Genomic DNA, 1382 nt, shown 5'->3' with positions numbered 1-1382 from the left:
GCTAAATCTTGTCCATATATATGTTGTGGGGAATTTGCTCTTGACGAATAGCGTAAATCAAATGTTCTATCAAGGAACGCCACGCCAACCAAGGCGAGAGATTGAAGATAGTCCTCAACGGACGAACCCCCACACCGGGGGATATGACTAAAGTATACAACCTTATTGGAACTCTTAATAATCGGCATTCTCTTGTCCTCTTTTTACCCAGGGCAATCGCGTTTGACTTACGGAGTGGCCAAGCCATTGAGAACGCTACGTAAGTATTCATCGCTCCAACCTGCTTTCTTGAGCTTGATGGAGAGGGATTCCTTCGAGGTGTCTCGTCTGACAACGTCGAGTGCGCGGCGGCGTAGGACAGCAAGGTTGCCCGGGCCGTTATCCTTCCGGTTGCGTGCGGCGTCCTCTCGGAATGACACGTCGAGTTGCCAGTGCAGCGCATTCTCGATGGCCCAGTGGTCGCGTACCGTGGACAGCAGAACCTCGGGGGCAGGCGTCCAGGATAGAGCGAAGAACCGGGTTTCGGAGGTCACCTTGCCGTCCATTTCCCGGATCGCCTCGATCCGACCGAACCCCTTGAGGCCGGGAAATTCATGGTATTCTCCCAATGCCTTGGCCGAAACCACGATGGCTTTGCGGGTCTCCCGGCGACCATGGCCGGTGTCCTCGGTGACCGCTTCGGGATAGGCTGCCCCAAGTCCCGTGAAACAGCCACGGGCGTCGGACAGGAGCGACTCCTGATTGGCTTTCAGAGCGAGACACCAGTCGCCACCGCCTGCATTGATGGCTGCAACTGTTCGGCGATTGCAGTGCAGAGCGTCTCCAGTGATCACCTTGCCCCGGAGCGCGATCAGCCCCAGGGCCTCGATCGCCGCATCGAGCTCCGAGCCCCGGTCGGCGGGCACCGTGGCCAGCGTCAGGCGTAGCCGCGCAGCGTAGGCCGAAACCATCATACGCGTCCGCGCGCTTTCCGTTTTGTCCCGTGCGCCGCGCAACGCCTTGCCGTCGATGGCGATCACATCACCGTCCTTGAGAAGCGCAGCGACATCGGCGAGCACCTTGCCGAACGCAGCATCAAGCGCTTTTGGGTCGATCATCCTGAAGACCTCCGAGAACGTGTCATGCGACGGGATCGCATGCCTGAGCCGCAGGAAGCCTCTGAAAAGGCTTTCTTTTGCACGGCCAAACGCTGCCATCTCAGCACAGGAGCTGGATCCGCACAGCACTGACACAAAGGCAATGACCAGCAACTCGCCAAGATCATGGCGCGCGTTGCTGGCTCGTGGATCGGGAACGTCATCAAAGGCGGAAAGGAAAATCTGCATGGTGGCGTGGGCTCCGTGAACTGACACCCAGCTCCAGAATCCATCGCTCCGTCAGAA

The 1382-nt window shown here is 58.4% G+C and carries 1 protein-coding gene; it reads right to left on the bottom strand.

Going from position 1 to position 1382, the window contains the following annotated elements; all coding sequences use genetic code 11:
- Positions 1-227 precede the first annotated feature (227 nt).
- A complete protein-coding gene (locus tag MCRY_RS22275) occupies positions 228-1325 on the bottom strand; it encodes an ISAs1 family transposase (protein WP_085633956.1) in 1098 nt (365 codons plus the stop codon).
- Between the last annotated feature and the right edge of the window lie 57 nt (positions 1326-1382).

This window comes from Marivita cryptomonadis, from assembly GCF_002115725.1.
GTDB classification, from domain to species: domain Bacteria; phylum Pseudomonadota; class Alphaproteobacteria; order Rhodobacterales; family Rhodobacteraceae; genus Marivita; species Marivita cryptomonadis.
The sequence above is the reverse complement of the archived record's forward strand: the minus strand, read 5'-3'. Positions and strand labels throughout refer to the sequence as shown.

Coding starts and splice junctions, on each gene's coding strand:
- MCRY_RS22275 (WP_085633956.1), bottom strand. CDS start 1,325: ATGCAGATTTTCCTTTCCGCCTTTGATGACGTTCCCGATCCACGAGCC.